Below are 24,542 nucleotides of genomic sequence, written 5' to 3' on the forward strand. Positions count from 1 at the left end.
CGCGCGAGCGGGCTAGCTACCCTGTTCTGCGAGACGCTCGCGCTGCTTGTCGATGAAGACGCGCAGATCAGCAAGCTCTGCCTCTGACACGCTGTGAGCCATGTCCTGGTAGACGCGGCCGCTCAGCTCGGCTCGTTCGGGGAGCCACTGGGTCGTGTGCAAGACGAGCGCAGCAGGAATCACTTCGTCGTGAGAGCCGCGTCCCCAGAACACGGGTGGCTTGAGTTCTGCGAGTTCTTCGTCTTTGGGGAGCGCAGCGGGGGTCACATAGCCGCTGAGGTTGACGACGTAGTCGATGCGTTCCGGCGCGAGTCGCAATGTTTGCAATGACACAGCGGCGCCCTGAGAAAAGCCCAACAGTCCAATGGATGCTGCGCCCTGCGCGTGCTCATCGAGCCACGCCAGCACGGCTTCGGCTGCGGCAGTGATGCCGGCAGCATCCCGAGTATTGAGTCCTTCAATCGCATACCAGGAGCGACCGGGCGCCGGCCAAGGCGGGGTCAGCGGTGCAGCGAGCGCGGCGACCACAAGATCTGGTGGAAAGTACCCCCGAAGCGCGAACAGGTCATGCTCATCAGAACCATATCCATGCAACACCACCAGAAGGTCCTGGCCGTCAACGGTGGTGGGCTCTGCAGACCACAGCACGGCTTCTGCATCAAGAATCAGTGACTCAGGCATCTTCTTATCCTGCCACCGTGCACCGACGGATCCGCGGCGATCAGATACGAACCGGGAAGGTCACCAGAATGCCGATGCCCACGACCGCTACGACGATGGCCATGCTCAGGAACGCTCGTCCGATCCAGGTCTTCACGTCGCGCTGCGACATCGCGGTCAGGAACAGCACGAGGGCGAACAGCACCGTCAAGAGCGAATAGTTGTCACCGCGCTGGTTGTTCTCGAGAGCCTCGGCGAACTTCTGATCTGCTCTTGCTGAGAGGTCTGCCGCTTCGAGTGCGGCAGGCAGAACATATGCCTCGTTGCCGAAAGGTCCATTCTCGGCCATGCCATCGGCTTGCCACGCTTCGAACGCGACGGCGAACTCCGGTGCGAAGCGCTCTTCAATGTAGACAGCCAACTGATCGTTACCGTCGGCCACGGCCACTACCCACTGGCTGTAGATCGTGAGGTCGAACTGGCGCTGATCGCGCGCTTCGCCCTCAGCCGCCACCGACTGGATACGCGCCGAGGAGGCCTCGCTGAAAGCGATGGACATCTCTCCGCCCCACTTTGATGACTCGAAACCACACCATGCGGTGAGAACGGCCGTGATTGAGAGCACGAAGACGGCGACGACGTCTTGAATCTTGCTGATGCGGCTCTGTTCGGTTTCGGTCATGTCGAGGCCTTTCTGCGCTGAGATGAGGATACTTACTTCTGCGCACACAGTCAGCCAGTCGGGCAGCGGCTCGTCCGAGAGGGTATACAGGAAGCATGTCCGTTCGCACTCCAGACCCAGAGCCCACCGGTGACGAGCCATTCGGCCAGCCCGCAGGAAACTCGAACCCGGGTTGGCTCAGCGAAGTAGAACTGGCTGAAACGCGACGTCGCATGCCGATGCTGTACGTCGAAGGCATACCGGTGCGAGTTGACGGGATGGGTCAGGTCACCGAGGTCGGCATCCTGTTGCGAGCAACTCCCATGGGTGAGATGACCCGCACCATCGTGTCGGGGCGGGTTCGCTACGGCGAAACCGTGCGCGACGCTCTGTTTCGCCACCTCGAGAACGACCTCGGGCCCATGGCCTTTCCGCTGCTGCCCCCGCAACCGAGCCCGTTCACCGTCGCCGAGTACTTTCCCATTCCCGGGGTGAGCGCGTTTCACGACGACCGCCAGCACGCGGTGTCGCTTGCCTTCGTCGTGCCCGTCACCGGCACGTGCGAGCCACGACAGGATGCGCTCGAGGTGACATGGATGACCCCCGAGGAAGCAGCGACCGACGCGCTCGCCGATGAGATGGAAGGTGGTCGCGGAACACTGATCCGTTTGGCCCTCGCGAGCGTTGGTGCGCTTCGCTGATCCAGCGCGAGCATCATTGCGTAAAAGCGGCGTTTCGCTGCTGTGAATATCGGCTGAATCCGGGCGTCTTCACATAGTGAGCCCGGGTAGTGTCGGGGTACCGATGCGCAGTTCTTTCGCTGCGCCTACCTCCGTGAAAGAGGCGCCATGGCTGATCATGCCGATTCTGACAGCTCGAACGTCGACGAGAACGCAAAGTCGTTCGACGAACTGATTGTTGCGCCGATGCGCACGGGCAATGGGCCGACGTTCACGACCGCTTTCCGTGGCTACGACAAAGACGAAGTCGACACCAATGTGACCGAACTCAACGAGCGACTGCGCGTGCAGGCAGAGCAGGTCGAGGTGCTCAAAGAGCGCCAGCGCCGGGCCGGTGCGATGAATGCGCAGAGCGAGTCTGAAATCGAGCGTCTGCAGGCAGAATTGGATGCCGCGAATGAAGAGAACCGCACGGTCGCTGAGCGCGCCAAGCAAGAGACCGATGACGCAATAGCTGAAACTCGCGACCGTGTCGCCCAGCTTGAGGCGGAGTTGACCGCCGCCCAAGCTCAGGTGACGGATGCAGAGAATCGCATCCAAGCGCTGAGCGACGAACTCGTCTCTGCGCCCGAAGAGACCTCTAATCGGCACCAGTTCGAAGAAGTGCTTCGAGTCGCCGAAGACCAAGCCAGCGTGCTGTTGCGCAACGCTACGGTGCAAGGTGAGCGTCTGATCGCGGCAGCCCGCGAAGAGATCGAGAACCGCCAGAAAGAAACCAAGGCTGAGGCCGAGGCAATCCTCTCGCACGCGCAGCACGATGCACAGCAGGTGCGGTTGCGCATCGATACGGAGTTCACCGCGCACCAGACGCGCATCGAACGAGAAGCCGCTCGGGCAGCTGAACAGGTGTCGCAGGCCGAGCAGGAGGCGGCAGTCATTCGCACCGAGGCAGAGAAGGGCGCGGCAGCGTTGCGCTCAATGGTGGCTCGAGAGACCGCAGAGGCTCGCGCTGAGGCCGAAGACGCGGTGCGCGAGTTGCGAGTGCGGGCCCTCGAATTCGAAGAGTCACTCACCCGGCGCCAAGACGACGCGCAGCAAGAGTTTCTGCTGCTGCACAATCAAGCAGTAGCCCACGCCGATCGCATCACCCAAGACGCTAACGAGCAGGTCGCTGCCTCGCTCGAGCACTCTCAGCGCGTCGCCTTGAAGGCGGATGATTTCGAACGATTGATGCGTGCGCAGGCTCAGCAGATCGAAGCGGACGCGCAAGTGCGAGCCCACGCGACACTGGAACGAGCGCACACGAAGGCGCAGAGCATCATCGATACGGTGACGGAGCACTCGCAGTCGGTGCTTCGTGACGCAGAGGATCGCACGCGTCAGCTGCGCTGGCAGCAGCACCAACTCACGAGCTTCATGTCAGAAGTGAAAGAGTTGATTCGCCCGGACGGAGCCTTCGGTGGCGCCGGCGACTCCGAGCCAGCGACCGACAAGGCGACCGACTCGGAGAACGCCGAGGCGACCGACTCGGAGAACGCCGATGGCGTTGAGCACGCTGATGGCGCCGAGGTCACCGAAACCGACGGCTCAGACGAGCAGCCCGAGGTCGTCGAGCACGAGGAGCACACGGAGGTGGAAGCCACCGAAGAGCACGGCGGCGACGAAGCTGACGGCGGCGACGAGACGTCGCCCGCTAACTAGTCGTTTCGCGGGCGATCGCGGTGATAAACGCGTCGATGTCGTCTTCGGTGGTGTCGAACGAGCACATCCAGCGCACTTCGTTGCGAGCAGCATCCCAGTCATAGAAGCGGAACGACTCGCGCAGGCGGTCGGCGACCCCGTCGGGGAGCGTCGCGAATACGCCGTTGGCCTGTGTTTGTTGGGTGAAGCCGACGCCGCGAATCTTGCCTTCGGCGAGCCCCGCCTCGACGCCAGAGCGCAGCCGCTGTGCCATGGCGTTCGCGTGCGAGGCGTTGCGCAGCCACAGATCGCCCTCGAGCAGGGCAATCAGCTGCGCGGAGACGAATCGCATTTTGCTTGCGAGCTGCATGTTCAGCTTGCGAAGAAAACGCAGCCCCTCGGAGGCTGCCGGATCAAGCACCACAACTGCTTCGCCGAGCATGGCCCCGTTCTTCGTGCCGCCGAAGCTCAGCACGTCGACGCCAGCATCACGGGTGAACTCACGCACCGGAACCGCGAGTGCCGCTGCCGCGTTCGCAATACGCGCTCCGTCCATGTGCAGACGCATTCCGCGCGCGTGTGCGTGATCGGCGATAGTTCGCACTTCGTCGGGCGTATAGAGGGTGCCCAACTCGCTCGACTGTGTAATTGACACCACGAGCGGTTGCGCACGGTGCTCGTCGCCCCACCCCCAGGCCTCACGGTCGATGAGATCGGTGGTGAGCTTGCCATCGTCGGTCGGCACAGTCAGCAGCTTGATACCGGCGACGCGCTCGGGGGCACCGCCCTCGTCGACGTTGATGTGGGCGGTGGATGCTGCGATGACCGCGCCCCACCGGGGGAGCATCGACTGCAGGCCGATCACGTTCGCACCGGTGCCGTTGAAAACGGGAAACGCCTCGACGCCTTCGCCGAAGTGGTGCGTGAAGACCTCTTGTAGCCGAGCGGTATAGACGTCTTCGCCGTAGGCGACCTGGTGTCCCTGATTTGCCGCGGCGATAGCCGCGAGCACCTCGGGGTGGATGCCGGAGTAGTTATCGGAAGCGAATCCGCGGATGTTGGTGTCGTGCAACGTGCTCACAAGGTTCCAATCTAGTGCTGAAGGTGCGCAACTCAGTCTGGGCGCATGGGCGCCGCCCGGCGAACCTGCGCGATCGTGAAACTGCCCGTTTCCGCCGTGCAGATTGAGTTAGTTACGCTCAAGGGCGACAACGGTGTCGTTGATGTCGGTTGCTGGGGCATTCCACAATTCGACGATTGCGTCGGCAAGATCCTGCTCGAAGCCGGCGAGTGACGTGACCCGAAAAACCACGGATGCTGCCGCGAGCGGCGTGTGTCCGTCTCGTGCTGCTTTTGCAAAGCCCTGCGCAACGGCGCGCGCCCACGCCTCACTTGCAGCCTTGACAGCCGCGTAGTTCGCTCCACCCGCGAGCGGGCGCGACGTAGCGGTGGAAGACACGATTGCCATTCGTCCAGCCGTCGAGGCGCGCAGGTCGCCGTCAAATGCGCGACTGACATGGCGCAGGGAGGTGAATCCGGCTTCGAGAAATCGATAGTCTGCTTCGTTCTGTCCGTCAAGACCGCCGCCGCCGCGCCACCCGCCGACGAGATGAATGACGCCGTCGACTGGTCCGACTCGCTGCGCCAAGGCGAGCACTGCCGCCTCGTCGGTGAGATCGCATGCCTCTGTTGCGACGCCGGGTATTTCATCGGCCACCTGATCTAGTCGAGCCTGATCGCGCCCCACAACGATCACGCGAGCATCGCAGCGAAGCAGGGCGCGCGCCACGGCACGCCCTGCTTCGCTCGTGCCCCCAGCGAGGATGACCGTGCGACTGGCTACGCCGGATTCAGGCATCCGACGCCCTGATGCCCGCCGTGGATTCGATCACAGGGCGCATCTTCTTCTCAAGCGCCTCGAAGAACATCGACAGCGGGAATTCATCGTCAAGCACGGCATCCGTGTAGCCCTTGGGCGGCCCCGCGAGCACGTCGATTGGCAGGCCCCGAGCCCACGCAGACGCGGGGTTCGGCGCGAGCGTGGCACTGACGAGCTCGTACGCGGCAAGCCAATGGGCAACCTTGGGGCGATCGATCGACTTCCAGTAGAGCTCGTCGATCGCGTCGCCGAGCGCCACGACTGCGGCGGGTACGTCTGCCCAGTCGAACGTGAGTGCGGTGTCGGTCCAATGCAGCACGTCACGCTGGTGCAGCCAGGCGAAGAGCAGCTGACCGCCGACAGCGTCGTAGTTACGCACGCGAGTGCCGGTGATCGCGAAGCGGAAGATGCGGTCGAAGATGACGGCGTACTGCACAAGCACGGCCTGCTCGAGTGTCTCAGTCTCGGCAGCATCCAACTCTTCGCCCGCCTCAACCCGTGCTCGCAAACGCTGCGTGATTGCGACGCACTCCCGGAATGCGGTGAGGTCGCAACGCAACTCTTCGAGCGAATACAAGAAGTACGGCATGCGCTGTTTGATCATGAACGGATCGAACGGCAGGTCGCCACGCATGTGGGTGCGATCGTGAATGATGTCCCACATCACGAAGGTGCGTTCGGCGAGCTGCTGATCGCCGAGCATGCGTGCGGCATCGGCGGGCAAGTCGAGCTTTGTGATGTCGGCAGCAGCGCGCACCACGCGACGGTAGCGCGCGGCCTCGCGGTCTTGGAAGATCGCCCCCCACGTGAACGTGGGAATCTCACGCATCGCGACGGTTTCAGGGAACAACACCGCCGAGTTGGTCTCATAGCCGGGGGTGAAATCGATCAGTCGCAGTGAGACGAACAGGCGGTTGGTGTATTCGATTTCGAGTTGCGCGATGAATTCGGGCCAGATGACTTCGACCAGCAGCGCTTCAACGAAACGGTTGCGTGAGCCGTTCTGGGTGTACATCGGAAAGATGACCAGGTGGCGCAGTCCGTCGATGCGGTGCTGTTGCGGTTGAAAGGCGTTGAGTGAGTCCAAGAAGTCAGGCACACCAAATGAGCTGTCAGTCCAGCGCTGAAAGTCAGCAATGGAGGCTGCCAGATAGTCGGCATCGTGGGGGAACCGCGGACTCAGCGTGCCAATTGCCTCGACGATGGTGTCGACGTGCGCACGTGCGCTGGGGTGGTTCGCAGCATCCGGGATCGAGCCGTCCTGCACCTGCAGAGACTGTAGGGCGGTGGCGGCGGCCTTGAGGTTCAGCCAGGCGGCCGAGTCTTCGACGACCTCGGGTTCGCCGACGATCTCTTGCGTAGTGAGGGCAGTGGTGATGGGCATGTTGAACCTCCGTTCGTCTGAGTTGGAGGAAGTCTACGGGAAGTTATCTCGCTACAACACCAAAAGACAGGAAAGTATCCGGCCACGACTGATAGCCTCGGTACATGACGTCGATCGAGCAATCAGGCACATCCCGTCTTGAAGACCAGACAGACCTGCGCATAGTGCGAGAGGTGTCTAGCAACGGCCGTGCGACGCTCGCCGAACTCTCGGAGGCGACGGGGCTCTCGACCTCGGCGGTGCAAGCGCGGCTGCGTCGGTTGGAGTCCCGCGGAGTGATCACCGGCTATCGCGCCACGGTCGATGCCGAGGCAGTAGGGCGTCCGCTGTCGGCATTCATTGAGATCACGCCGCTTGACCCGGCACAGCCCGACAACGCGCCCGAGCTGCTTGAGCACCTCTCGGCCATCGAGGCATGTCACTCGACGGCGGGTGACGCAAGCTACATGCTGTTCGTGAGGGTGCCCACACCGCGCGACCTCGAAGTGCTGATCCGTGATATCCGTGTCGCGGCGTCGGTCAACACCCGCACCACCGTCGTGCTGCAAACGTTCTACGAGAACCGCCCCATTCTGGCCGGGCGAGCCGCACGGGCGACGAGGTGATCTCGCTCCACCAAGCACACGGCGGGCCGGGCGACCAAAAGGTGCCCGGCCCGCCGAATGGATGCTGCTACTGGCCGCCCTCGGTGAGAGTGACCTCGATCGGGGTGAAGTCAGCACCCTCGACGTCTACGCCGTCAGCGGAGAGCGCTTCAAGCGCTGCTTCGATGTACGTGTTGTCGTACGCCGATGCGGGCGGGTCGGCGGTGATCAGGTTGAGGCCGTCCTGGTTAGTCGCGGCCAGTGCACCGGCGACTGTCTGATCCCAAGCGGCCGAGTCAACAATGCCGATTCCGGCGGATGAAGGCCAGATCAGCTTGTTGGTCTCGTTGGTCTGCCACAGCTGGTGTGTCGGGCCCACCGGGAAGGCGGCTTCTGCGTTCGAGGCTACGTCCCAGACGAGCTCTGCGGCGGCTTCGGTGTTGTCGCGGGCGTAGACCCAACCCTTGACGACGGCCTTCAAGAAGCGCTCGGCAGCGTCGGCGTATGCCGGGTCGCTTTCGAGACGCTCGGTGTCAGCCCAGATGGCGTCTTGAAGCATGGCGCCCGCAGTGTCTTCGTACGACACGATCGACAGGTCGTCCATCGTGTAGAGCTCGCCGGTCTCGGGGTCAATCGTCTCGAGCACCTGCGCAAGCTCGTTGTAGGTCATTGCCTGCGCTGCATCCACGTCTCCATCAAGGAGCGCGTTCATGGAGAAGTCCTGTGTCGTGATCGACACGCTCTGCGAGTCGAGTCCCTCGTCAGCCATAGCCGCGAAGATCTCCCACTCGTTGCCGAAGCCCCACGAGCCGATGCGCTTGCCCTCGAAGTCAGCGACCGATGTGATGTCGTCGTCTGCCCACGAAACCTGAAGCGTGCCGGAGCGCTCGAAGATCTGCGCGATATTCGTCAGCTCAACACCCGTTGCCTCGATGGTGCCGAGAACCTTCGGCACCCATGCCACGGCGAAGTCGACGTCGCCCGCGATGAGAGCATCCTGCGGCACGATGTCGCCACCAGAGGGGATGATCTCGACCGAGTCGAAACCCTCTTCCTCGAAGTAGCCAAGCTCTTGGGCGGCGTAGTAGCCGGCGAACTGTGCCTGCGGCAACCACTGCAGCTGTAGCGAGAGGTCGGTGATCGGCTCGAAGTCACCCGAATCGGTGGAGTCGGTCGACTCGGATGTTGATGCACTGCACGCTGAAAGCGCGAGGACGGTTGCTGTTGCTGCTGAAGCGAGCAGGAGCCCGCGCCGTTTGCTGTGTCGCATGGTGTTTCCCTTCGTGATGGTGGGTGGTGCAAGGTGCTACCGCTGTTACCGCTTCCGGGTTAGCCCGGGATCCGCCTGGCCGTAAGGCGCTCGAGTAGCACCGTGGCGAGGAAGAAGATGAGGCCGATCACTATGCCGGCGAAAACGTAGGCCCACGCGAGCGCGGCATTGCCGCTCTTGGCCATGGTCGCGATCGCCGTGCCAATACCGTCGGCGGGGCCGCCGAAGTACTCGGCGACGAGCGCCGAGATGACGGCGAGCGAGCTCGCGATGCGAATGCCGATGGTCAGATACGGCAGTGACGTCGGCAGGGTGAGCTTGCGAAACGATTGCGATCCGCTCGCCGCATACGCGCGAAACAGGTCGCGCTGCACAGGGCGTGCCTGGCGTAGTCCGCGCAGCATGTTCAGGTACACCGGCACGAAGGCTGCGATTCCCGCGATGGCCTGGCGGCCGAACTGGCTGGATGCTCCGAACATCGTGTTGAACAGGGGAGTGAGGGCAACGATGGGCACCACCGCGATCGCCGCGACAACAGGGGCCGCCATCGCATCGATCGGCCGCGCCCACGCGGCAATGCCCGCCGCGATGATCGCCAGGATGCTGCCGCACACCAGACCGACGAGCGCGTTGCCGCCGGTGATGATCGCGTCTTCCAAAATGATGCCCCAGTGCGTGATGAGCGCATCGACGATCGCCGTGGGGCTGGGAAGCATGCGTGGGGTCACCTGAGCGACTTCGACCAGCAGCTGCCAGAGGATGAGCACCAGCGCGCCGAAGGTGATGGGCGCAGCGATGCGCAGCACCTGATCTCGTGTGCGCATGGGCGCTTGCTGCATGCTCACCGTTCGTTCGCCCGTTCGGTGGGGGCGCCGTGCAGCGCTTCGCGCACCGCGGTGACTCGCTCAAAGAACTCGGGCGCTTCGCGCAGCGATTCAGTGCGCGCTTCGCCGAGTGGCACCTCGACGATCTCGGCGATGCGACCGGGTCGCGCCGACATGACCACGACACGCTCAGAGAGAAACACTGCCTCGGGAATGGAGTGCGTGACGAAGACCACAGCAGCACCGGTGTCGGCGGCAATGCGGGCAAGCTCCGTTTGCATGCGCTCGCGTGTCATCTCGTCGAGTGCGCCGAAAGGCTCATCCATCAGCAGCAGCTTCGCGTCTTCGGCAAGGGCACGAGCAATCGCGACGCGCTGCTGCATTCCGCCCGAGAGTTGGTCGGGGTAGTGCTCGGTGAAGTCCGAGAGTCCGACCATCGCGGCAAGGTCTGCGACCCGCGCCTTGCGCTTTGCCGGAGCGATTCCGTGCAACTCAAGTGGCAGTGCCATATTGGCTTCAACAGTGCGCCACGGCAGCAGGCCCGCCTGCTGAAAGGCGATGCCATAGTCCTGATCGAGCCGTGCGCGGGCGGCAGGTTTTCCGAATACCTCGATCGTGCCAGCGGTGGGCTGATCAAGGTCGGCGATCAATCGCATCAGCGTTGACTTGCCGCATCCAGACGGACCAATGAGTGAGATGAACTCACCCGCCGCGACATCGAGGTCGACGCCGGCGAGAGCGTGCACCGTGGTGGTCTTGGTGGCGAACTCACGTGTGACGCCCGCGACGTGAACAGCGGGTGCGTTAGCGGTGGGGGAGGTCATATGGTGGCTTCTCCTCTGCGGTATGGCGTCAGGCTCGCGCCGAGCAGGGCGACGGAACCGGCGGCGATGAGTCCGAGAAGGACGGCGCCGAAAATGGGGGCCCACGGAATTGCGGGATCGCTCGAGGCTTGGCCGGCGAACTGAATGAGCATGCGACCAAGGCCTCCGCGCATGCCGATGGAGACTTCTGCCACCACGGCGCCGACGACCGCATTGGCAGCGGCAAGACGCAGGGCGGGCAAGAGATAGGGAACGGATGCGGGCAGGCGCAGTGACCTCAATGTCGCGCGATACCCCGCGCCATAGCTGCGCATCAGGTCGAGGTGAATCGCGTCGGGTGAGGTGAGACCGCGCAGAGCGCCAATGGCTACCGGGAAGAATGCCAGATACGAGGCGATCACTGCGATCGAAAGCCATTGCGGCCAAGGAAAACCGCCACGGTCTATCTGTGTTCCGATACTTGCCACCAGTGGCGCGAAGGCGATGAGTGGCACGGTCTGCGACACGATGATCCAGGGCAGCAGTCCCCATTCGGCGAGACGCCAGCGCTGCATGACAAGTGCGAGGGCGAGACCGACCACGACGCCCATGAGCCAACCGACCGCCGCGATTCCCAGGGTGACGAGAGCCGCGCCCGCGACAGCGAACCACAGCGGTGGGGTATCGGTACCGCCGGTCGGCTCAAAGAGGCGCTCCCACATCGTCCAGATATGGGGCATCGCCCGATCGTGGGTACGGGGAAGAATGCGCAGACCGCTTTGGTCGTCACCGGCGACGCCGAAGATGATCACGCCGTCTTCGGGGCCGAGCCATTTGTACAACTCCCAGATCGCCATGACGGCGATGATGCCGAGTGCACCCCACGCCCATCTCGACGCGGGAAAAGAACGCTTGGGTTTCGCCGGGCGCGCGACTGCCGTCGCGGTTTCGGCGAAAACCGCGGTATCGCCCGGGGGGCCCGCCGTCATGCCTTCGCCGTCACGTGGCTCGAAAGAGCCGGAATCACGGTTTCGCCGTAGACCCGCATGGTCTCTTCTTTGTTGTCGTGCTGCAGATAGCCCGCGAACTGGGTGACCCCGAGCGCCTTGAGCTGCTCGAGTTTGGCGATGTGCTCTTCGGCAGTGCCGAGAACGCAGAAACGGTCGATGATTTCGTCTGGCACGAAGTCCGTGTGCTCGTTGCCCGATTTGCCGTGCGAGTTGTAGTCATAGCCGGTGCGGCCAGCGATGTAGTTCGTCAGCGCTTCGGGGACGTCGCCGTGCATGCCGTACTTCGCGACGATGTCAGCAACGTGATTGCCGACCATTCCGCCGAACCAGCGACACTGCTCGCGCATGTGCTCGCGATCGTCGCCGATGTACATGGGGGCGGCAACGCAGAAGGCGATCGATTCGGGGTCGCGTCCAGCGGCAGCCGCAGCATCTTTGACCGTCTTGATCATCCACGCGGCGATGTCGACGTCTGCCAGCTGCAGAATGAAGCCGTCGCCGACTTCACCGGTGAGCTTGAGCGCCATCGGACCATACGCGGCAACCCACACCTCGAGTTCGGAACCGCGGCTCCAAGGAAATTGCAGCGTCGCGCCCTTGTATTCCACGGCGCGCGAGTTGGCTAGCTCGCGAATGACGTGGATTGACTCCCGCAGTTCGCTCATAGTCACCGGCTTGCCGTTGGTGACGCGCACGGCCGAGTCGCCACGGCCGATGCCACATACGGTGCGGTTGCCGTACATCTCGTTGAGGGTGGCGAAGATCGAGGCGGTAACGGTCCAGTCACGTGTGGCAGGGTTCGTGACGAATGGACCGACGGTGACGCGGTTCGTCTCGGCGAGGATTGCCGAGTAGATCACGTAAGGCTCCTGCCAGAGCAGATGCGAGTCGAACGTCCAGACGTGGCTGAATCCGTGTGCTTCGGCGAGCTTCGCCAGCTGCACCGTGCGTGCGGCGGGCGGGTTGGTTTGGAGGACGACTCCGAAATCCATGGTGTGTTCCTTAAAGGTCTTCAATGCGGATGCTGCAAGTGCCGCCTGTGTGACGTGCACCGCCGGTCGAGTAGCGCTGACGGCGCGCAAGCGATGCAGGTTTACGTCAGGTACTGCGACAAGCCCCGCTTGAGGAACTGGCCATCACCCTTCTGGCCCAGGTACTGGCCATCGTTGACGACAACTTTGCCTCGTGAGATGACCGTGTCGACGTGACCGTCTACCTCATAGCCCTCCCACGCGGAGTGATCCATGTTCATGTGGTGCGTCTTGTCGTAGCCGATTGAGGTGTGACCGTTCGGGTCGTAGACGACCACGTCACCGTCGGCGCCCGGGGCGATGACGCCCTTCTTCCCGTAGAGACCGAACATGCGCGCGGGCGTCGTCGAGGTGAGCTCCACCCAACGCTCGAGCGTGATCTTTCCGGTGACAACGCCTTGATACATCAGGTCCATGCGGTGTTCGACCGAGCCGATGCCATTGGGGATCTTGCGGAAGTCGCCGAGACCGAGTTCCTTCTGATCCTTCATGCAGAACGGGCAGTGATCGGTGGAGACCATCTGAAGGTCGTTCGTGCGCAGCGCCTGCCACATGGCGTCTTGGTGGCCCTCTTCGTGTGAGCGCAGCGGGGTCGAGCAGACGAACTTGGCACCCTCAAAGTGTCCGTACTTCTCGCTCGTCGCGCCGAGCTGGTCTTCCAATGACATGTACAGGTATTGCGGGCAGGTCTCAGCGAAGACGTTTTGACCGGCGTCGCGAGCCCATGCCACCTGGCCGACCGCTTGCTTCGCGCTCACGTGCACGATGTACAGCGGTGCCCCGGTGAGCTTGGCCAGCATGATGGCGCGGTGGGTGGCTTCTTCTTCCATCTCCCAGGCGCGTGCGACCCCGTGGTAGAACGGGTCGGATTTGCCTTGTTCGATGAGCTGGGCGGCGAGCACGTCGATGGCGGGACCATTTTCCGCGTGCATCATCGTCATCATGCCGGTGTCGCGCGACAGCTGCATCGCCTTGAGGATCTGCGCGTCGTCGGAGTAGAACACTCCGGGGTAGGCCATGAAGAGTTTGAAGCTCGAGATGCCTTCGTCAACGAGCGAGCGCATCGCCAGCAGCGACTCGTCGTTGACGTCGCCGACGATCTGGTGAAAGCCATAGTCGATAGCGCAGTTGCCCGCGGCCTTTTCATGCCACGCGGCAAGGCCGTCTTGGATCTTCTGCCCATACGTCTGCACGGCGAAGTCGATGATGCTCGTCGTGCCGCCCCACGCCGCAGCACGGGTGCCGCTCTCGAAGGTGTCTGATGCCTCGGTGCCGCCGAACGGCAACTGCATATGCGTGTGTGCGTCGATGCCGCCGGGGATCACGTACTTTCCGGTGGCGTCGACGACCGTGTCGACTGCCGCAGAAATGTCGGTGCCGAGCAGGGCTGAGCCTGGCTGCAGTACCGCGATGATGGTTTCGCCGTCGATCAGAACGTCGGCTTTGCCGCGACCTGTCGCCGACACGACCGTGCCGCCTTTGATGAGTGTGGTTGCCATGGTGTCTGCTCCCTTGTTTTACAGCGCGCTGATTTCGCCATAGCCATCGGGCCGGCGATCACGGTAGAACTGCCAGTCGTCGCGCATCTGGCGAACGAGGTCCATCTCAAGATCGCGAATGAGCAGCTCTTCGTGCTCACCCGAACCCATCTCTCCGACGTAGTTTCCTCGGGGGTCAACGATCTGGCTCTTGCCATAGAAATTGACTGCCTCGTCGCCGTACTCGTTGTCTTCGAGGCCGACGCGGTTGGGTGCGAGCACGAAGTAGCCGTTTGCGACGGCAGCGGCGGGCTGTTCGACCTCCCACAGACGGTTTGATAGACCGGGCTTGGTCGCGTTCGGGTTGAACGCGAGGTGGGCGCCGTTGAGTCCGAGCATTCGCCACGCCTCAGGAAAGTGGCGGTCGTAGCAAATGATGACGCCGACCTTGCCGACAGCGGTGTCGAAGACGGGGTAGCCGAGGTTGCCGGGCTTGAAGTAAAACTTCTCGTAGAACTTCTCCACCTGCGGAATGTGCTGCTTGCGATAGCTGCCAAGCACGGTGCCGTCAGCATCCACCACAACAGCGGTGTTGTAGTACACGCCGGTCTGCTGCTCTTCATAGATCGGCAGCACCATCACCATATTGAGTTCTTTGGCGAGTGCCGCAAAGCGGGTGACGGTTGGACCATCGACGGGCTCGGCGTACTCGTAGTACTTCTTGTCTTGGGTGATACCGAAGTACGGCCCATAGAAGAGTTCCTGAAAGCAGATGACCTGTGCGCCTTCGGCGGCAGCATCCCGAGCGAATTGCTCGTGTTTGTCGAGCATCGACTCCTTGTCGCCAGTCCACTTTGTCTGCGTAATCGCCGCACGTACCGTCGTCATTGTCTCTCCGTCCATGCTCGAGCGAGCATTTGTATCTGCCGCCGAGAGGGAGGGTCGGGGTGGCCTCCCTGCATACCCGATCAAACAGCCCCCACATTTCTCAGCGGTTTCGGCCTGTGTCGTGACAGTAAAGCCTGCAAGCGATGCAGGGCAAGACCCCGGGGGTGATCGATACGCGAATGGATGCTGCGCCCGAAGCGCAGCCGCCGGGGGCTCTCACCGCACCGATCTCAGCGGCGGGGGAAGAGTTAGTCCTGTGATGCGGGCGCGGGGTCATGCGCCCAACTCGGCGCAAGAGCACGAATGCGCGCGGCGCGCCACTGCCATGTTGTCCACAGCACCGGCCACAGCACAGGCGCAGATGCCCCACCGATAACGAGACGATCGCGCCATAGCGTTTTGGAGGGGTCGCCCGGAGCGGGAGAGATTGCCATCTGGTGGTCCCACACATCGAGTGAGGCAAGCGGACCGGTGAGGGGAATGCCGGTGTCGCGGAAGATGCGCACTCTGCCGGCAGGTTCATCGACGAAGCGCTCGCTCACGCTGATGAACTGGCGCCCCATCGGGATCTGGCCGAACGCGGCGAGTTGCACGGCGACGTCGGCACCTGGTTCCCAGGTCGTCGGGAGCCCCTTGGTCTCAAGCGGCGACATGTCAACCATCGGGCCATAGAGCTCAGCCACTGCCCGCGGAGAGTGAAGTGCGCGCCACGCGGCATCCGCATCGCAGTCGATGACGAGCTTGAGCATGATCCGCATGCGTTCCAGTGTTGCACTTAGTTTGCTGTCTTCGATCGCACGCACTCGAGAGATTAGGCTCGGTGGGTGCAAGATTCTGCGACGCCAGGGGGCGCTACCGACGACTCCTTCTTCGATCAACACCGCTACCAAGTGCGGTGTGAATGGGGCGTCGAGGGGCTCGCTCACCTCGAGCCGGCGCACATCGTCATTGTGGTCGACGTGTTGCGTTTCTCGACCACAACTACTCGAGCCGTCGAGGCTGGCGAGACGGTCTCGCTCTCCGCAGCACGTGCGCGCGCAATGAATGGTGTGGCGGTGGCCGACTTGGCGGCGGCGACCGGTTCTCTCGTCGTCATTGGTTGCCTTCGGAATGCATCGACTGTCGCGCGCGAGGTTGCGGCCGAACAACTTCGTCGTGGTTCTCGCACGAGCGTTGCGGTCATTGCTGCGGGTGAAAGAGTTGCTGGCGAAACCGGCTTGCGTTTCGCCGTCGAAGATCACCTCGGCGCGGGGGCGATCATCGATGCACTTACTGAACTCGGCATCGACCACACCTCACCTGAGGCGGCGTGCGCTGCCGAGGCGTTTCGAGGCATGCGAGGGGCGACGCGGCACCTGCTTTCCGCATCAGGGTCGGGTCAGCAGCTCATCGCGAGTGGCTTGCGTGACGAGGTACTGGCTGCGGCAGAGGTCGACGCGTCGACGGCGGTGCCAGTGCTGCGCGAGGGCGTTTTCGTCGACGGCGAGGTCGCTGGCTAGCGGGGTAGCTGCGCCGCCAATTTTGTTGCGGGAGTGATTTCTCGGCGCACCCAAGCGAACAGGTAACGCTCGTCATAGCGCGGCGCGCACTTCACGCACGACGCGGCCCGAGTGGGTTTGCGGTGGCGGTAGGCGACGTGCCCCGCCGGACAGGTGCCTACCCACGGGGCCAGATCGGTCGCCGTTTCACCGTTGTGGGTGGTGCCACCTACGTAGCCCAAATCTCGGGCGACTCGCTTCCAGACGGTGCCATGCCCGGCGCTCGGCCCAGCCAATGCATGAGCGACCTCGTGCAGCAGCGTCTGGTGATTGGTGTCGTCGTCATAGCGCGCCGTGAGGTAGCGAGACACACTGATGCGTTTTCGTGTGTAGTCGCAGAGCCCGGCACGCCGCTTTGCGTTGTCGAAACTGAACGACCATGAGTCGTCCAGGTGGAGGGTGATCAGCGCCTCAGCCCAGTGGCGCACGCGGTTTAGATCCGACATGGCGCGAGACTAGAACATACCTACGACACTCTGGGCGATCAATAGGTGCAAGCGTCGACTCAGCTGGCGACCGACTCAGCGGCGCGGCGGCGCTCTACTGTGTCGATGGCGAGCAACGTCGATTCAAGTTGATCGTCGGGGGCGCCAGCGTCCTGGCGCAAGAAAAGTGCGCGCTTGAAGTCGCGGCGCGCTGACTCGAGGCTTCCCTCGTCGAAGTGAACCTTGCCGCGGTGCTGATAGGCAAACGCGGCGATGCCTGCCCAGCCATGACCTTCGGCTTCTTCTGCGCAGGTGCCGAGCTCTTGTTCGGCAGCGGCATACGCCCCACGCACCTGCTGCACCGAGGCGTGCAGAATACGTGCCCGCAGCAGATCTTTGCGGGTGCCAGCCATGCGTGCCACGCGAACAGATTGCTCAGAGATCACGAGAGCATCGTCTGCTCGGCCGAGAACCTTCAGCAGCCATACCCGCTCAAGGAGGGCGGGCAGCGAGCGCTGTTCGCCGATTTCGTCAAGGCGTTCCTGGCACTGAGCGGGATTGACCTTCTCACGCAGGGTCTCTGGGTCGTACCCGAGGATGTAGCTCACCCTGACCTCCTTTGCAGTGCTGTGGGTCGCCATTCAAGTGTGACCGGTGGGTCAGAAATCGTGGGCTCGGCACGCCGATCTGCAGCATCCGATCATCGCTCGAACAGCGTCGACGAGGGCTTCGGCGAGTCGGTCGCATCGCCGTCGCTGGCAATGCGTGCACCGCGTGCAAACTCATCGACCTCGCGGCCTTCGGCGACCTTGGCAGGGTGGGGCCCCGCAGCCATGAGTCGCGGCAGCCACGCCGTGGGCAGCGCCGCGTGGGACGCGGCAACGACGAGGTTTCCAAACCGGCGCCCCTTGAGCGTCTGAACCTCGGCGAGGATGATCACGTGCTCAAGTACGCGTGAGACGGTCGCCACCTGGCGCCGTGCGAATGCGAGACCCGCTCCGTCGGCGATGTTGATGAGCAGCACTCCGTCGGGCGCAAGAAAGCGCGCGGCTTCTGTGTAGAACTCCACGGTGGTCAAGTGCGCGGGTGTCTGGGCCCCCGAGTACACGTCAGACACAACGAGATCGGCGGCGCCGACCATGCCCGGCGGAAGCCGCCCGAGCCCATCTCTCGCGTCGCCGATCCGCACCCGGATTGACGCGCCACGGGGGAGAGGAAGGTTTTCGCGCACGAGGTCCCACAGGGCGGGTTCGAGCTCGATGACCTGCTGGCGTGACCCGGGGCGGGTGGTCTCGATGTACCGCGGAATGGTGAGTGCCCCGGCGCCGAGGTGCACCGCGGTGATCGGCTGGCGTGGCATGCGCAGCTGATCGATCACCGCGCCCATACGAGCGACGTATTCGAAGTGCAGGTGCGTGGGGTCATCGAGGTCAACGTGTGATTGTGGGGTGCCGTTGACATCGAGTTCCCACCCGCCGGCGTATTGCGAAGGGATCACCCGCGCGATGGTGCCGTCGAGAAGCCGAGCCTCTGGCGGAGGAGGGGCGTTGTTTCTCGAGCGGGCCATGACTCAACGGTAGCTGTGGCGTACCCACCCGCAGCGCGCCTGATCCGGCTAGCGTGGAGTCATGAGCGCGATCGATCTCAACGCCGACCTGGGTGAGACGGTCGACGGCCAACCGACCGCCGATGACGAGTCGATGTTCGCTGTCATCTCGAGCGCGAACATCGCGTGCGGCGGTCACGCCGGTGATGGCGCGTCGATGCGCGAAGCCGTCGAGCGGGCTGCGCGATTTGGGGTTGCCGTTGGCGCCCACCCCTCGTTTCCCGACCGCGCCAACTTCGGGCGCAGCGCCCTGGCGATCGAGTCCGACGCGCTCGCCGCGAGCGTGGCGCACCAGCTGGCCGACCTCGTCGCCGTGGGAGCCGAGATTCGCTACGTCAAACCACATGGAGCCCTCTATCACGCGGTGATCTCAGATAAGAAGCTGGCGGATGCTGTCGCCCGCGCGATCAGCGAGCTGTCATCCATGCTCGGGCGTGCCCTGCCGGTGCTCGGTCTCGACGGCGAGATCCGCGTCGCGGCAGAGGCCGCGGGGCTGCCGTTCGTGCGTGAAGCTTTTCTCGACCGCGGGTACCGCGCCGACGGCTCGCTCGTACCGCGCGGCGAGCCCGGAGCGCTGCTTGACGATCCCGCGCACGTCGCGGCGCGAGCGGTGAGACTCGCTCGAGAGGGCGTTGTCGAGACGGCCGATGGCGCCCTCATCGACGCTGATGCGGCATCGCTCTGCGTTCACGGCGATTCGCCTGCGGCGGTGTCGATGGCACGTGCGGTGCGGGCGGCCCTTGATGCCGACGGCCTTGCCGTGCGCGCGCCGTGGTGACCGTGCCATGGTGACCGTGCGCGCCCTGCCGATGGGCGAGAGCGCTTTTCTGCTTGAAGTTTCAACGCTCGACGAGGTGCTCGCCACGCACGCGGCGCTCGCTGCCTCGCGCGCCGCGGGTGTCATTGACCTCGTTCCCGCGGCGCGCACCGTGCTCGTGCGGGTAGACCCGCGCACGCTGAGCGTTGCGGCCGCACGCGCCTGGGCGCTCGACGCCGCCTCGACGGCAGACACAGCCGCGCAGCAGCAAGGCGAATTGCAGCAAGTTGACATCGTCTACAACGGCGCGGACCTGGCCGACACCGCCGCGCTGCTGGGCGTCACAGCGGAGCGCTTGATCGACGATCATTTGAGCGCCGAGTGGACGGTGGCATTCACCGGCTTCGCGCCAGGGTTTGGGTACTTGGTGAGTGCTGATTGGCCCCACGATGTGGCGCGCCTCGACGCGCCGCGCACCCGAGTGCCGGTAGGGGCAGTCGGCTTGGCAGGCGGTTTCTCAGGTGCTTACCCGCGTGAGACTCCCGGCGGGTGGCGGCTCATCGGTGCCACCGACGCGCCCCTGTTCGTACCCGAGGCCGAGCGCCCCGCGCTGCTGAATCCCGGCATGCGAGTGCGCTTTCGCAGGGTCGATGCGCTCGCGCCCACGACCCCCGTTACTCCGGCAACTGGCGGCACGGCGCTCGACGATCCCACGGCCATCCGCGTCGTCGAACCGGGATTGCTCGCGACTCTGCAGGATCTCGGTCGCCCCGGCGCGGCGTCCCTCGGAGTGGCTCCGTCAGGAGCGCTCGACCGACGCGCGTTGTCCACGGCCAACCGGCTGCTCGGCAATGCTGAGACGGCTGCCGCAATCGAGGTCACGATGGGCGGGTTTCGCGCGAGAGCCGAGCGCGACCTGTGGATCGCGTTCGCCGGCGCATCGGGCGCGGCGACACTCGACGGACACCCTGTCGACCCCTACCGACCCGTGCAGTGGCTCCGGGGTCAGCAACTCCATCTCGACTGGTTCACGCGCGGCGCTCGCGCCTATCTTGCCGTTCGTGGCGGGTGGGGCGGCCCCACCGTTCTCGGCTCACGCGCGAGCGATGTGCTTGCTGGCCTTGGCGAACCGCCGTTGCGCTCCGGCGATCAGCTGTCGTTGAGCCAGGCGGATGCCAGCCCGATTCCACCGGTTGATCTCAGTCCGTGGGAGGCGCCGCACGACGGTGATCTCGACATCGAGCTTGCGGAGGGGCCGCGCGCAGACTGGTTCGACGAGCGTGCGCGCGCAACGTTCTTTGACACCGTGTGGGTCGTGTCGAACAATGCCGACCGAGTGGGCATCCGCCTTGATGGCCCACCGCTGGCGCGCGAGCGCGTTGGTGAGCTGCCGAGCGAGGGAATGATGCCCGGCGCGATTCAGGTGCCTCCGAGCGGACAGCCCACGGTGCTGATGGCTGATGGCCCGGTCACGGGCGGTTATCCGGTGATCGCTGTGGTGACGGATGCTGCACTCTCGCTGCTCGGCCAAGCGCGCCCAGGCACCCGGGTGCGGTTTCGGCACGCGCCGCGCTGAGGCGTGAGATGCCCGGTTGTGTGCGGCGAAACGCGCGTCTTGCGCGTAGTTATACCGCAGCATCCAACCCTCGTCAAGAATCGGGCTGGACATGGCGCGTCTTCCCGCATATAGTTGGTAGTTGCGCTCTTGGAATCCCCCTGCCCTCATATGGTGGTCGGCTGTGTCTGCGCGCCCCCCGCTTGATTTTCGGATCTGTTGCGGAGTGGGGCGAGTTGATTTTGGGGAAGAAGAGCCTTCACCTGACGACAAGGAAACGAGCCCTTACCCGGGCCCACGGAGGTAATCCCCTTGGCTGCTGCGCGTAACGCATCCACCACCACCCTCAAGAACGGCCGCGGAGTATCCCGGCTCTCGTTCGCCAAGATCTCTGACACGCTGACGGTCCCTGACCTGCTCGCGTTGCAGACTGAGTCATTCGATTGGCTCGTCGGTAACGAAGCATGGGCGGCACGTGTCGCGGAGGCCAAGCAGGCGGGACGTACCGACGTCCCCGAGATCAGCGGTCTGGAGGAGATCTTCGAAGAGATCTCACCGATCGAGGATCTGAGCGAGACGATGCAACTCTCGTTCACCAACCCCTACCTTGAGCCCGAGAAGTACTCGATCGAAGAGTGCAAGGAGCGCGGCAAGACGTACGCCGCCCCCCTCTACGTCGAGGCCGAGTTCATGAACCACCAGACCGGTGAGATCAAGACTCAGACCGTCTTCATGGGCGACTTCCCCCTGCAGACCGGCAAGGGCACGTTCATCATCAACGGCACCGAGCGTGTCGTCGTTTCGCAGCTGGTGCGTTCGCCCGGTGTGTACTTCGACAAGACGCCCGACAAGACGAGTGACAAAGACATCGTCTCGGCGCGTGTGATCCCCAGCCGCGGTGCATGGCTTGAGTTCGAGATCGACAAGCGCGACCAGGTCGGCGTTCGTATCGACCGCAAGCGCAAGCAGTCGGTCACCGTCTTCCTCAAGGCTCTCGGCCTGACCACCGAAGACATCCTCGCTGAGTTCGCCGGCTTCGACTCGATCGAAGAGACGCTCTCGAAAGACACCATCCTCACGAAGGAAGATGCGCTTCGCGACATCTACCGCAAGCTTCGTCCGGGCGAGCAGGTTGCCGCTGAGGCAGCGCGTGCGCTCCTCGACAACTTCTACTTCAACTCGAAGCGCTACGACCTGGCAAAGGTTGGTCGCTACAAGATCAACCACAAGCTGGGCATCGACAAGCAGCTGAGCGACTCGGTTCTGAGCGTCGAAGACATCATCGCCACGATCAAGTACATGGTTCGCCTGCACCGCGGCGACTTCGCGTACGACGGCATCCGCAGCGGCAAGCCCGCCGAGATCCGTCTCGCCACCGACGACATCGACAACTTCGGCAACCGCCGTATCCGCGCTGTCGGCGAGCTCATCCAGAACCAGGTTCGCACCGGTCTTTCCCGCATGGAGCGCGTCGTTCGCGAGCGCATGACCACGCAGGACATCGAAGCGATCACCCCGCAGACCCTGATCAACGTGCGCCCCGTCGTCGCGGCGATCAAGGAGTTCTTCGGCACCTCGCAGCTGTCGCAGTTCATGGACCAGAACAACCCGCTCGCGGGTTTGACGCACAAGCGTCGCCTTTCGGCGCTTGGACCCGGCGGTCTGTCACGTGAGCGTGCCGGTGTCGAGGTTCGTGACGTTCACCCCTCGCACTACGGCCGTATGTGCCCGATTGAGACGCCTGAAGGACCGAACATTGGTCTGATCGGCTCGCTCGCATCGTTCGCGCGCATCAACTCGTTTGGTTTCATTGAGACGCCGTACCGCAAGGTCATCGACGGCAAGGTCAGCGAGCAGATTGACTACCTCACCGCCAGCGAAGAGAGCGACTTCATCGTTGCTCAGGCCGGTGTTGAGCTGAAGGCTGACGGCGCATTCGTCGACGAGCGCGTACTTGCCCGTCGCGGTCAGGGTGGCGAGGTCGACCTCTTCCACGCCAGCGAAATCGGCTACATGGACGTTTCGCCCCGCCAGATGGTCTCGGTTGCTACGTCGCTGATCCCCTTCCTCGAGCACGACGACGCGAACCGTGCACTCATGGGTGCCAACATGCAGCGTCAGGCTGTGCCGCTGCTTCGCAGCGAGTCGCCTGTCGTCGGAACCGGTATGGAGGGCTACGCAGCCATCGATGCGGGTGACGTCATCACCGCAGAAAAGGCCGGTGTGGTCATGGAGGTGTCGGCAGATGTCGTCACCGTTCAGCTCGACGAGGGCGGCACGCAGGAGTACTACCTGCGCAAGTTCGACCGCTCCAACCAGGGCACCAGCTACAACCAGCGTGTGATCGTTTCCGCGGGTGACCGCGTCGACGTTGGTGAAGTTCTCGCCGATGGTCCTGCGACAGAGAATGGCGAGCTCGCGCTCGGCAAGAACCTGCTCGTGGCGTTCATGACGTGGGAAGGTCACAACTTCGAGGACGCGATCATCCTCAGCCAGAACCTCGTGAAGGACGACACCCTCTCTTCGATTCACATCGAGGAGTATGAGGTTGACGCTCGTGACACGAAGCTCGGCAAGGAAGAGATCACGCGCGACCTGCCCAACGTCAGCCCCGACCTGCTGAAGGACCTCGACGAGCGAGGCATCATCCGCATCGGTGCCGAGGTTCGCCCCGGTGACATCCTCGTCGGCAAGGTCACGCCTAAGGGTGAGACCGAGCTCAGTGCTGAAGAGCGTCTGCTCCGTGCCATCTTCAACGAGAAGAGCCGCGAAGTTCGTGACACCTCGCTGAAGGTTCCCCACGGTGAGCAGGGCACGATCATCGCCGTCAAGGAGTTCAACGCTGAAGACGGTGACGACGAGCTCGGCTCGGGTGTCAACCGCCGCGTTGTTGTCTACATCGCCCAGAAGCGCAAGATCACCGAAGGTGACAAGCTCGCTGGTCGTCACGGCAACAAGGGCGTCATCGCGAAGATCCTTCCGATCGAAGACATGCCCTTCCTGCCCGACGGCACGCCCGTCGACGTCGTTCTCAACCCGCTCGGTATTCCGGGTCGAATGAACTTCGGCCAGGTGCTCGAGCTTCACCTCGGCTGGATCGCCAAGCAGGGCTGGAAGGTCGAAGGCACCCCCGAGTGGGCAGCCAAGCTTCCGGAAGAGGCTCGTGAAGCTGCACCGAACACGAAGGTCGCCACCCCGGTGTTCGACGGCGCGTTCGAGCAGGAGATCGCCGGTCTTTTGGATTCGACCACGCTTACGCGTGACGGCGAGCGTCTGGTGGACTCCTCGGGTAAGACGATGCTGTTCGACGGCCGCTCCGGCGACCCGTTCCCGGCACCTGTCTCGGTGGGTTACATGTACATCCTGAAGCTGCACCACCTTGTCGACGACAAGATTCACGCACGCTCGACGGGCCCGTACTCGATGATCACCCAGCAGCCGCTCGGTGGTAAGGCTCAGTTCGGCGGACAGCGCTTCGGTGAGATGGAAGTGTGGGCGCTTGAGGCTTACGGTGCCGCATACGCGCTGCAGGAGCTCCTCACGATCAAGTCCGACGACATCCTCGGCCGCGTCAAGGTGTACGAGGCCATCGTCAAGGGCGAGAACATTCAGGAGCCCGGCATTCCCGAGTCCTTCAAGGTTCTCCTCAAGGAGATGCAGTCGCTGTGCTTGAACGTTGAAGCACTCTCAGCGGACGGCACCCCTGTCAACCTGCGTGACACCGACGACGAGGCCTTCCGCGCTGCGGAAGAGCTCGGCATCAACATCTCGAGCCGCTTCGAATCCTCGTCAATCGACGAGATCTGATCCGGCCAGGCAACGAACGAAT

The 24,542-nt window shown here is 63.6% G+C and carries 23 protein-coding genes; 7 read left to right on the forward strand and 16 right to left on the reverse strand.

The features are described from left to right. Nucleotides 1-12: 12 nt before the first annotated feature. Nucleotides 13-681, reverse strand: coding sequence for an alpha/beta hydrolase-fold protein (locus AB0O81_RS10200; RefSeq protein ID WP_363583856.1), 669 nt, complete (start codon nucleotides 679-681; stop codon nucleotides 13-15). Nucleotides 682-721: 40 nt separating this feature from the next. Beyond that, nucleotides 722-1,342: a hypothetical protein gene (locus tag AB0O81_RS10205; RefSeq protein ID WP_363583858.1), complete on the reverse strand. Its 621-nt coding sequence runs from the start codon at nucleotides 1,340-1,342 to the stop codon at nucleotides 722-724. Nucleotides 1,343-1,437: 95 nt separating this feature from the next. Here AB0O81_RS10205 and AB0O81_RS10210 point away from each other — a divergent pair, with 95 nt between their 5' ends. Together AB0O81_RS10210 and AB0O81_RS10215 are read left to right on the forward strand one after the other, a co-directional pair. Continuing rightward, the gene (locus AB0O81_RS10210) at nucleotides 1,438-2,022 is read left to right on the forward strand and encodes an NUDIX hydrolase family protein (protein WP_363583860.1); all 585 of its coding nucleotides are present in this window, start codon (nucleotides 1,438-1,440) and stop codon (nucleotides 2,020-2,022) included. Between the two features lie 147 nt (nucleotides 2,023-2,169). Then, complete coding sequence (locus AB0O81_RS10215) at nucleotides 2,170-3,702, forward strand: hypothetical protein (RefSeq protein ID WP_363583862.1); 1,533 nt, start codon at nucleotides 2,170-2,172, stop codon at nucleotides 3,700-3,702. On the opposite strand, the gene AB0O81_RS10220 is transcribed toward AB0O81_RS10215, so the two are convergent. The 3 genes from AB0O81_RS10220 to AB0O81_RS10230 form a co-directional block, all read right to left on the reverse strand. Next, entirely contained in the window at nucleotides 3,695-4,762 is a 1,068-nt protein-coding gene (locus AB0O81_RS10220) for a low specificity L-threonine aldolase (protein WP_363583864.1), read from the reverse strand. The genes AB0O81_RS10215 and AB0O81_RS10220 overlap by 8 nt on opposite strands. A 108-nt stretch (nucleotides 4,763-4,870) precedes the next feature. Next, the gene (locus AB0O81_RS10225; RefSeq protein ID WP_363583866.1) at nucleotides 4,871-5,539 is read right to left on the reverse strand and encodes an SDR family NAD(P)-dependent oxidoreductase; all 669 of its coding nucleotides are present in this window, start codon (nucleotides 5,537-5,539) and stop codon (nucleotides 4,871-4,873) included. Then, a complete protein-coding gene (locus tag AB0O81_RS10230; RefSeq protein WP_363583868.1) occupies nucleotides 5,532-6,944 on the reverse strand; it encodes a DUF6421 family protein in 1,413 nt (470 codons plus the stop codon). The genes AB0O81_RS10225 and AB0O81_RS10230 overlap by 8 nt, the downstream gene beginning before the upstream one ends. A 104-nt stretch (nucleotides 6,945-7,048) precedes the next feature. On the opposite strand from AB0O81_RS10230, the gene AB0O81_RS10235 reads away from it, so the two are divergent. After that, complete coding sequence (locus tag AB0O81_RS10235) at nucleotides 7,049-7,549, forward strand: Lrp/AsnC family transcriptional regulator (RefSeq protein WP_363583870.1); 501 nt, start codon at nucleotides 7,049-7,051, stop codon at nucleotides 7,547-7,549. A 67-nt stretch (nucleotides 7,550-7,616) separates the two neighbouring features. Here AB0O81_RS10235 and AB0O81_RS10240 read toward each other — a convergent pair whose 3' ends face one another. From AB0O81_RS10240 to AB0O81_RS10275, 8 genes are all read right to left on the reverse strand, one after another. After that, entirely contained in the window at nucleotides 7,617-8,798 is a 1,182-nt protein-coding gene (locus AB0O81_RS10240) for an ABC transporter substrate-binding protein (protein ID WP_363583872.1), read from the reverse strand. A 59-nt stretch (nucleotides 8,799-8,857) separates the two neighbouring features. Next, nucleotides 8,858-9,622 (reverse strand): ABC transporter permease subunit, encoded by a 765-nt coding sequence (locus AB0O81_RS10245; protein WP_363583875.1) that lies wholly within the window; start codon nucleotides 9,620-9,622, stop codon nucleotides 8,858-8,860. Nucleotides 9,623-9,639: 17 nt separating this feature from the next. Beyond that, nucleotides 9,640-10,446, reverse strand: coding sequence for an ABC transporter ATP-binding protein (locus AB0O81_RS10250; RefSeq protein ID WP_363583877.1), 807 nt, complete (start codon nucleotides 10,444-10,446; stop codon nucleotides 9,640-9,642). Further along, nucleotides 10,443-11,414: an ABC transporter permease subunit gene (locus AB0O81_RS10255; protein WP_363583879.1), complete on the reverse strand. Its 972-nt coding sequence runs from the start codon at nucleotides 11,412-11,414 to the stop codon at nucleotides 10,443-10,445. Before AB0O81_RS10255 ends, AB0O81_RS10250 begins: the two co-directional genes overlap by 4 nt. Next, on the reverse strand, nucleotides 11,411-12,427 hold the full coding sequence (locus AB0O81_RS10260) for a TIGR03842 family LLM class F420-dependent oxidoreductase (RefSeq protein ID WP_363583881.1): 1,017 nt from the start codon (nucleotides 12,425-12,427) through the stop codon (nucleotides 11,411-11,413). The genes AB0O81_RS10255 and AB0O81_RS10260 overlap by 4 nt, the downstream gene beginning before the upstream one ends. 101 nt (nucleotides 12,428-12,528) lie before the next feature. Then, entirely contained in the window at nucleotides 12,529-13,965 is a 1,437-nt protein-coding gene (hydA, locus tag AB0O81_RS10265) for a dihydropyrimidinase (RefSeq protein ID WP_363583883.1), read from the reverse strand. Nucleotides 13,966-13,983: 18 nt separating this feature from the next. After that, complete coding sequence (locus AB0O81_RS10270; protein WP_363583885.1) at nucleotides 13,984-14,832, reverse strand: nitrilase-related carbon-nitrogen hydrolase; 849 nt, start codon at nucleotides 14,830-14,832, stop codon at nucleotides 13,984-13,986. Nucleotides 14,833-15,080: 248 nt separating this feature from the next. Beyond that, nucleotides 15,081-15,590 (reverse strand): hypothetical protein, encoded by a 510-nt coding sequence (locus AB0O81_RS10275; RefSeq protein WP_363583887.1) that lies wholly within the window; start codon nucleotides 15,588-15,590, stop codon nucleotides 15,081-15,083. Between the two features lie 66 nt (nucleotides 15,591-15,656). On the opposite strand from AB0O81_RS10275, the gene AB0O81_RS10280 reads away from it, so the two are divergent. Next, entirely contained in the window at nucleotides 15,657-16,331 is a 675-nt protein-coding gene (locus tag AB0O81_RS10280) for a 2-phosphosulfolactate phosphatase (protein ID WP_363583889.1), read from the forward strand. Here AB0O81_RS10280 and AB0O81_RS10285 read toward each other — a convergent pair. The 3 genes from AB0O81_RS10285 to AB0O81_RS10295 form a co-directional block, all read right to left on the reverse strand. Continuing rightward, entirely contained in the window at nucleotides 16,328-16,816 is a 489-nt protein-coding gene (locus AB0O81_RS10285; protein ID WP_363583891.1) for a SprT-like domain-containing protein, read from the reverse strand. The genes AB0O81_RS10280 and AB0O81_RS10285 overlap by 4 nt on opposite strands. Before the next feature lie 59 nt (nucleotides 16,817-16,875). Then, nucleotides 16,876-17,403, reverse strand: coding sequence for a hypothetical protein (locus tag AB0O81_RS10290; RefSeq protein WP_363583893.1), 528 nt, complete (start codon nucleotides 17,401-17,403; stop codon nucleotides 16,876-16,878). Between the two features lie 92 nt (nucleotides 17,404-17,495). Further along, nucleotides 17,496-18,362 (reverse strand): fused MFS/spermidine synthase, encoded by an 867-nt coding sequence (locus AB0O81_RS10295; protein ID WP_363583895.1) that lies wholly within the window; start codon nucleotides 18,360-18,362, stop codon nucleotides 17,496-17,498. 61 nt (nucleotides 18,363-18,423) lie between these two features. On the opposite strand from AB0O81_RS10295, the gene AB0O81_RS10300 reads away from it, so the two are divergent. The 3 genes from AB0O81_RS10300 to AB0O81_RS10310 all read left to right on the forward strand — a co-directional run bounded on the left by AB0O81_RS10300 (nucleotide 18,424) and on the right by AB0O81_RS10310 (nucleotide 24,520). Next, complete coding sequence (locus AB0O81_RS10300; RefSeq protein WP_363583897.1) at nucleotides 18,424-19,179, forward strand: 5-oxoprolinase subunit PxpA; 756 nt, start codon at nucleotides 18,424-18,426, stop codon at nucleotides 19,177-19,179. 7 nt (nucleotides 19,180-19,186) lie between these two features. Further along, nucleotides 19,187-20,734 carry a 5-oxoprolinase/urea amidolyase family protein gene (locus tag AB0O81_RS10305; RefSeq protein WP_363583899.1) on the forward strand — a complete coding sequence of 516 codons (1,548 nt, stop codon included), beginning with the start codon at nucleotides 19,187-19,189 and terminating at the stop codon, nucleotides 20,732-20,734. A 291-nt stretch (nucleotides 20,735-21,025) separates the two neighbouring features. Then, nucleotides 21,026-24,520 carry a DNA-directed RNA polymerase subunit beta gene (locus AB0O81_RS10310; RefSeq protein WP_363583901.1) on the forward strand — a complete coding sequence of 1,165 codons (3,495 nt, stop codon included), beginning with the start codon at nucleotides 21,026-21,028 and terminating at the stop codon, nucleotides 24,518-24,520. The last annotated feature ends 22 nt before the right edge of the window (nucleotides 24,521-24,542 follow it).

This window comes from Microbacterium sp. NPDC076911 (genome assembly GCF_040687125.1).
In the GTDB taxonomy this organism is placed as follows: Bacteria; Actinomycetota; Actinomycetes; order Actinomycetales; family Microbacteriaceae; genus Microbacterium.